Here is a 7,389-nt window from a genome sequence, read left to right as displayed (position 1 = left end):
CACGCCTGCATCTTTGGCCTTGTTCAGGATGGCGATGGCAAGCGGGTGGCTTGACCCCATCTCGACGCCAGCGGCAACGGCCAGAAGCTCGGCTTCGGTAGTGGCCCCGAACGGCACCACGTCCGTCACCTGCGGGCGGCCATGCGTCAGCGTCCCAGTCTTGTCGAAGGTCACGACATCGACCTTCGCCGCAGCCTCGATCACGGCGCCACCCTTCATCAAGAGCCCGCGCCGCGCCCCGGTGGACATGGCCGAAGCGATGGAGGCGGGGACCGAGATGACCAGCGCACAAGGGCAGCCGATCAGGAGCAAGGCAAGGCCGCGGTAAACCCAGGTGTCCCAGGGCTGACCAAAGGCCAGCGGCGGCACCAGCACCACCAGCGCCGCCACGGCAACGATGGCGGGCATATACCAGCGGCTGAAGCGGTCGATGAAGCGTTCGGTCGGCGCGCGGGCCTCCTCGGCCTCTTCGACAAGGCGGATGATGCGGGCGATGGTGTTGTCTTCGGGGCCCTTGGTCACCTTGACCCGCAAGGCGGCCTCGGTGTTGATCGAGCCTGCAAACACGGATTCCCCCGGCCCGCGCGTCTTGGGCACGCTTTCGCCGGTGACCGGGCTTTCGTCCACGCCCGAGGTGCCGTCGGTGATCTCGCCATCGGCCGGAATCCTGTCGCCGGGGCGCACCAGCACGGTCTGACCCACGGACAGGCTCGCGGCAGGTACTTCGCGCGTAGTGTCGCCGGTGACGAGTTGCGCTGTCTTGGGCACCAGATTGGCCAGCGCCCGGATGCCGTCGCGCGCTTTGCCTGCGGCCACACCTTCCAGCACTTCGCCTACGGCAAACAGGAAGACGACCAGGGCCGCCTCCTCGGCCGCGTCGATGAACAACGCACCAATCGCGGCGATGGTCATCAGGCTCTCGATGGTGAAAGGCTGACCCATCCGCAATGCCGCAAAGGCGCGCTGCGCAACAGGGGCCACCCCGATCAGACAGGCGGCAACGAAGGCCCATTTGCCGATCTCGGGCGCAAGATATTCGATGATCCAGGCCGCACCCAGAAGCAGGGCGGTGAAGATCACCAGCTTGCCCTTGCCTGTCTGATACCAGCGCTTGCCCCGGTCAGCTGGGTCGTCATGGACATGGCCAGGGCTGCCGTGACCGCTGTCGTCGCGCGCAGATGCCTTTGCGGTCTTTGGGGCAGCGTCACGGCCTGCATGATCGTGCTTGGTGTGATCTTCCCCGCTGTGATCGTGGCTCGAATGGTCTTGCCCGGCATCATCATGGCCATCGTCGTGGCTGTGGCCCTCGGCTTCGTCGTGGTCATCCTCGGGCACCGAACCCGGAAGCACGAAGTCCTTCTTGGCCCCCGCTTTCCGCGGCTCTATCTGATAACCAAGCGACCGCACGGTGCCTTCGATCTTTTCGCGCGGGGTGGTGCCATCGGCCAGCGTCAGCTTCAACCGTTCGGACATGATTGCCACATTCACATCGCTGACACCCGGCAGACGCCCGACCGCATTCTTGATCTTGGCCGCGCACGCGGCGCAATCCATGCCCGTCACGGTCCATTCAACCGTTGCTGTTGCGTTGGTCGTATCGGAACTCTTGTCAGCCATGATCGCTTCCCCCGCCCGAGCTGGGGCAGTTGCCATTATTGATTCGTAGACTTAATGTCTCTAGCAACTATAGCTTCAAGGGGAATCTGATGCTGACCATCGGAAAATTGGGCGAAGCCGCCAGGGTGAAGGTTCCGACCATCCGCTATTACGAACAGATCGGCCTCCTTCCCGAAGCCGAACGCAGCGCGGGCAACCAGCGGCTTTATGGCCGCAAGGCGATGGAACGGCTCGCCTTTATCCGGCATGCGCGCGATCTGGGCTTCACGCTGGAAGCGATCCGCGACCTTCTCAGCCTCTCGGACATACCCGACCAGTCGTGTGCCGCCGCCGATGCCATCGCAAGAGCGCAACTGGCCGAAGTTGAAAGCCGCCTTGCCCGCCTGACCGCGCTGAAAGCCGAACTCGAACGCATGGTCGTGCAATGCGCAGGCGGGAAGATCGCCGACTGCCGGGTCATCGAAGTGCTGGGAGACCATTCCCTCTGCGCGACCGATCACCGCCATCCGGAGACCGAGTTGGCGCAGTAATCAAGCTGGACACCGCGCGACTCAGTCGGCCAGCGTCCCGCGACTTGCCGGTCCGCAAGGGTCAAGGTCGCATTGAGCGTCTTCGGCTAAGTCCGGAACCCGCGCCTGTGTGCGTTTGCGTCGTAGCCTTAGCCAGACGGCACCCCGGGCCAGCGCAGCCAAGGCAATGCCTCCACACAAGATGGCATCAAGGCTGAGTTCGGCCAGCCAGCCGCCGCCGATCCATGTCGCCAAGGGCACGGGCTGCGAATGGTGCTCGGCCTGGGTGGAACACCTACGCACTGAAGGGTTCATTGTTACCGAAGACGAGCTCTACGGCATGCTGCTGATCAGCTACAAACTCGAGAACGGCATTCCGCAGCGCATGACGTCTTGCCACACCCGCAAGATCGACGGTTACATGATCGAGGGTCATGTTCCTGCCGTCGATATCCACCGCGTGTTGCAGGATCGCCCGGATGCCATCGGCCTTGTGGTGCCCGGCATGCTTTATCGCTTCCCGGGCATGGGGGATGAGACTGACCGCGATACCTACGGGGTTTTCCTTATCGTGCGCGACGGAGCGACATCGGTGTTCACGTCTTATCCCGGAGCTTGACTGCTTGCCTGGCGAGTAGTCAGCACCAAAGGATCCCTAGACCAGATGCGCGCGGCTGGTGAGGGACGTCCAGGCTGAATTGGCGTCCGTTTCAGCATCCGAACATGGGCAGGAGGCTATGGAAGACAGCCCCCTGCGCTCAATCCCTCACTGACCGCGTGCGGCCAGCCAGGCTTTCATCTGTGCAATCTCGCGCTCTTGTGCCGCGATGACCTCCTCGGCCAGGGCGCGCACTTCGGGGTCGGTGCCATGTTCCAGTGCCACACGCGCCATTGCGACCGCGGCTTCGTGATGCGGGATCATCCCCACCATGAAATCCACGTCCGGATCGCCGGTATAGGGCACCATCATATCGGCCATCATCTTGTCCATGGCGTCGGCATAGGCGTTCGTGGCCGGGTCATTGGCAAACTCGGGCGGGATCAGCGCGGAATGGTCCATCATGGCCATGCCTTCCATCGATCCGCCGGCCATGTTGGCGTGGTCCATGCCTTCCATCTGGGCGAAGGCAATGCCTCCTGCGACAACGAGGCTGGCAGCGGTCAGGGCAAGAACGGTCTTTTTCATTTTCTTCTCCTTTGGGTCGGTTACGCGGGTGCAAAGCCCGCTTCGGTCAGGGCGGCGACGATCCGGTCGCGCGGCGCAGTGGTGGTCACATCAACACGGCGGTTGGGCGGATCGGCCTGCACGGTTGCGGTGGCGTCGACGCTCTGGATCGCCTTGGTCACACCCCGGGCACAGCCGCCGCAGGTCATTGTTTCAATATGGAACTGCATCGCATCCTCGTTCGGTTGAACTTCGATGCATAGGACATGGGGCTTCCAAGCGTTGGAAGGTCAAGAGCACGTTTTTGTGTAATTTGACGCTTGACCTTCCAATGATGGGAAGGCCTATCTGTGAGTGCGACCCGACACTTTTCTGATCAGGACAGTCGCCATGAACGCTCCCTTTACCCCACCGGCCCCCGTCACTTTGAGCCTGCCCGTCGATGGCATGACCTGCGCCTCCTGCGTGGTACGGGTGGAACGCGCGCTGACGGCGGTGCCGGGCGTCACGTCCGCAACCGTCAATCTGGCAACGGAACGGGCGGAAGTTTTGTCAGCGGCGCCGATTGACCGCGCGGCTCTGGTCGCGGCGGTGGACCGGGTGGGCTATACCGTGCCTTCGCAGACTGTGGATATTGCCATCGAAGGCATGACCTGTGCCTCTTGTGTGGCGCGGGTAGAACGGGCCCTGACCGCAGTGCCGGGCGTTCAGTCGGCCAACGTCAATCTGGCCACCGAACGGGCTACCGTGACCGGGACGGCAGACGCCGCTCTGTTGCAAAATGCGGTCGAGACGGTCGGTTATGGCGCGCGGCTGGTTCAAGCCTCGGCCTCGGCCGCGGGCGATGCCGAAGGCGCGGCGCGCAAGGAGGTGGAGGAGGCCGTGTTGCGCCGCGACCTGATGATTGCGGCAATGCTGAGCCTGCCCGTCTTCGCGCTGGAAATGGGCTCGCATCTTTTTGCTCCCATCCACCACCTGATCATGACCACCATCGGGATGCAGACAAGCTGGGTCCTGCAGTTCGTGCTGACCTCGCTGGTCCTGCTGGGGCCGGGGCGGCGTTTTCATCTCAAGGGCTATCCCGCGCTGTGGCGGCTTGCCCCCGACATGAACAGTCTTGTCGCAGTGGGCACAACGGCGGCCTTTGCCTATTCGGTGGTGGCGACCTTCCTTCCAAGTCTGCTGCCGCCCGGGACGGTGAACGTCTATTTCGAAGCGGCGGCAGTCATCGTCACGCTGATCCTGCTGGGCCGGTTTCTGGAGGCGCAAGCCAAGGGCCGCACGTCGCAGGCGATCAGCCGATTGGTCGGCTTGCAGCCGCGCATGGCCCGTGTCCATCGGGGTGATACGGTGGTCGAGGTGCCGATTGCCGAGGTGCGGACAGGCGATCTTCTGGACCTGCGTCCCGGCGAACGCGTGCCGGTCGATGGTGAAGTGACAGCGGGCGACAGCTGGATCGACGAGTCCATGATCACCGGCGAACCCGCCCCGGTCGCCAAGGCCGCAGGGGCTGCGGTCACGGGCGGCACGGTCAACCAGACCGGCGCGCTCACATTCCGCGCGACGGCGGTGGGCGAGACGACGATGCTAGCGCAGATCATCCGCATGGTCGAGGCCGCGCAGGGCAGCAAGTTGCCCATCCAGGGCTTCGTGGACCGGATCACCCTGTGGTTCGTGCCGGTAGTGATGGGGCTGGCCGCGCTGACCTTTGCCGTCTGGCTGATCCTTGGTCCCGATCCGGCGTTGACCTTTGGTCTGGTCAATGCTGTGGCGGTTCTGATCATCGCCTGCCCCTGCGCGATGGGGCTGGCGACACCCACGTCGATCATGGTGGGCACCGGGCGGGGCGCGGAACTCGGCGTGCTGTTCCGCAAGGGCGAGGCGTTGCAGGCGCTGCAAACCGTCCGTGTCGTGGCGCTGGACAAGACCGGAACGCTGACCGCTGGCAAGCCAGCGCTGACCGACCTGATCCTGTCTCCCGGGTTTGACCGTGCCGAGGTGCTGGCGTTGGTCGCATCGGTCGAGGCCAGATCGGAACATCCCATTGCCCGCGCCATCGTAGCCGCAGCTGAAGCCGAGGGGGTGATTCTACCCGCCGTGACCGGCTTTGCCTCGGAAACTGGGTTCGGTGTGACCGCGACGGCGGGCGGAGTGCCTGTGCAGATTGGCGCGGACCGCTACATGGCCCGCTTGGGGCTGGACGTGACCCCATTTGCTGAAGGGGCCGCGCGAATGGGGGCAGAGGGCAAGTCCCCGCTTTATGCGGCCATCGGCGGGCGGCTGGCTGCTATGATGGCCGTGGCTGATCCGATCAAGCCGACCACCCCGGAGGCTATCAGGGCCTTGCACGATCTGGGCCTGAAGGTAGCGATGATCACTGGCGACAACGCCCGCACCGCGCAGGCCATCGCCCGCCAACTGGGCATTGATGCAGTCGTGGCCGAGGTCCTTCCGGGCGGCAAGGTCGAGGCAATCCAGCGGCTGCGCAGAGATCACGGCCCGCTGGCCTTCGTCGGAGACGGCATCAACGATGCTCCAGCTCTGGCCGAGGCGGATGTGGGCCTGGCCATTGGTACGGGCACCGACATTGCGATCGAGGCGGCGGATGTCGTGCTGATGTCGGGCCGGTTGACCGGCGTGCCCGATGCCATCGCCCTCAGCCGGGCGACGATGGGCAATATCCGGCAGAACCTGTTCTGGGCCTTTGTCTATAACGCGGCCCTGATCCCGGTGGCGGCAGGGGCGCTTTATCCACCCTTTGGCATCCTTCTGTCGCCCGTCTTTGCGGCGGGGGCCATGGCCTTGTCCAGCGTGTTCGTGCTGGGCAATGCCCTGCGCTTGCGCCGCTTCCAGCCAACGCAAACCAACGGAGAAACGGCATGAACATCGGAGAAGCCGCCAAGCATTCGGGCGTTTCAGCCAAAATGATCCGCTACTATGAGCAGACGGGCTTGATCCCTTCAGCCGGGCGCACCGCATCGGGCTATCGCACCTACACCGGCACCGATGTCCAGATGCTGCGGTTCATCCGCCGCGCCCGCGATCTGGGGTTTCAGGTTGAAGCAATTGGCGAACTTCTGGCCCTTTGGCGGGACCGCAGCCGCCACAGCGCGGACGTCAAGCAGCTGGCACAGGCCCAGATCGCTGGCCTGCGCCGCAAGATCGTGGAGATGGAAAGCATGGTCGCCACGCTTGACCATCTGGCGCAGGGTTGTTCCGGCGATGATCGGCCCGATTGCCCGATCCTGGCCGATCTGGAGGGGGATGCATCACTCGTTGCTCCCGCCTGCCACAACGGGCCGGGCTTCAATCGATAACCGCGACGTCCCAACCACTTGCCTTTCAGTGGCAGCGGGCCAAACTTCCTTTCAATTAATTACATTCGCTGGAGAGACCCAATGACCCTAACTCGTCGCCATGTCCTGTCCGCGGCCGCCAGTCTGATCAGCCTCGGCATTCTGCCTAACCAGACATTTGCCCAAGACTTGGAGACCATCGAAGTCTTCAAGACGGCCACTTGTGGATGTTGTCACGATTGGATCGCGCATTTGCAAGACGCAGACTTTGCCGTCACGGCACAGGATCTGGAGTATGACGCACTCGCTGACCTAAAGCAGACGGCGGGGGTGCCAGAGGGCCTTGTGTCCTGCCACACCGGCCGGATCGCTGGCTATGTCATCGAGGGCCATGTACCCGCCGCCGACATCCGCCGACTGCTGGTCGAAAGGCCCGAGGCCATTGGTCTGTCGGTCCCAGGCATGCCCATCGGCTCACCCGGAATGGGACCTGAAGACCAGCGCGAAGCCTATGACGTGATCCTGATCGGGCGCGATGGGGCGACCATGGTGTTCGCGTCCTATCCGGCTGCCTGAACACGGTCAGTTCCGAAGCAGGCAAGAAGCCGAACGATCCCAGCCAGCGGCCTTCCTGGAACGAAAACGCCAGCCCGAAGGCTGGGGGAGTGGACAGAACATGGGGGTCGTCGTCGTCGTTGTGGCCCGTGCTAAGGTGAGTTCTTTGCGAGGGGGGCTGCCATGGACGTTCGGATTACAATCGAAACGACCTTCGATAATGGGGAGAAGCGCATTCATCAGCTTG

At 63.6% G+C, this 7,389-nt stretch carries 8 protein-coding genes; 5 read left to right on the top strand and 3 right to left on the bottom strand.

Annotated features, from left to right (window positions below):
- The coding region (locus Q8M85_RS00895; RefSeq protein ID WP_305539139.1) for a heavy metal translocating P-type ATPase at positions 1–1,617 on the bottom strand (1,617 nt) is incomplete at its 3' end.
- An 89-nt stretch (positions 1,618–1,706) separates the two neighbouring features.
- Between Q8M85_RS00895 and Q8M85_RS00890 the strand changes: the two genes are divergently transcribed.
- Together Q8M85_RS00890 and Q8M85_RS00885 are read left to right on the top strand one after the other, a co-directional pair.
- Complete coding sequence (locus Q8M85_RS00890; RefSeq protein ID WP_305539137.1) at positions 1,707–2,147, top strand: helix-turn-helix domain-containing protein; 441 nt, start codon at positions 1,707–1,709, stop codon at positions 2,145–2,147.
- Between the two features lie 181 nt (positions 2,148–2,328).
- Positions 2,329–2,745: a DUF411 domain-containing protein gene (locus tag Q8M85_RS00885; protein WP_305539135.1), complete on the top strand. Its 417-nt coding sequence runs from the start codon at positions 2,329–2,331 to the stop codon at positions 2,743–2,745.
- 147 nt (positions 2,746–2,892) lie between these two features.
- On the opposite strand, the gene Q8M85_RS00880 is transcribed toward Q8M85_RS00885, so the two are convergent.
- The gene (locus Q8M85_RS00880; protein ID WP_371135159.1) at positions 2,893–3,195 is read right to left on the bottom strand and encodes a DUF305 domain-containing protein; all 303 of its coding nucleotides are present in this window, start codon (positions 3,193–3,195) and stop codon (positions 2,893–2,895) included.
- 137 nt (positions 3,196–3,332) lie between these two features.
- Positions 3,333–3,521, bottom strand: a complete 189-nt coding sequence (locus tag Q8M85_RS00875; RefSeq protein WP_119136442.1) for a heavy-metal-associated domain-containing protein — start codon at positions 3,519–3,521, stop codon at positions 3,333–3,335.
- Between the two features lie 160 nt (positions 3,522–3,681).
- Between Q8M85_RS00875 and Q8M85_RS00870 the strand changes: the two genes are divergently transcribed.
- The 3 genes from Q8M85_RS00870 (at position 3,682) to Q8M85_RS00860 (ending at position 7,163) form a co-directional block, all read left to right on the top strand.
- A complete protein-coding gene (locus Q8M85_RS00870) occupies positions 3,682–6,174 on the top strand; it encodes a heavy metal translocating P-type ATPase (RefSeq protein WP_305539131.1) in 2,493 nt (830 codons plus the stop codon).
- Positions 6,171–6,608, top strand: a complete 438-nt coding sequence (gene cueR / locus Q8M85_RS00865; RefSeq protein ID WP_305539129.1) for a Cu(I)-responsive transcriptional regulator — start codon at positions 6,171–6,173, stop codon at positions 6,606–6,608. The genes Q8M85_RS00870 and cueR overlap by 4 nt, the downstream gene beginning before the upstream one ends.
- 81 nt (positions 6,609–6,689) lie before the next feature.
- Positions 6,690–7,163, top strand: a complete 474-nt coding sequence (locus Q8M85_RS00860) for a DUF411 domain-containing protein (protein WP_305539127.1) — start codon at positions 6,690–6,692, stop codon at positions 7,161–7,163.
- The last annotated feature ends 226 nt before the right edge of the window (positions 7,164–7,389 follow it).

Source organism: Tabrizicola sp., assembly GCF_030694085.1.
Taxonomy (GTDB): Bacteria; Pseudomonadota; Alphaproteobacteria; order Rhodobacterales; family Rhodobacteraceae; genus Tabrizicola.
The sequence above is the reverse complement of the archived record's forward strand: the minus strand, read 5'-3'. Positions and strand labels throughout refer to the sequence as shown.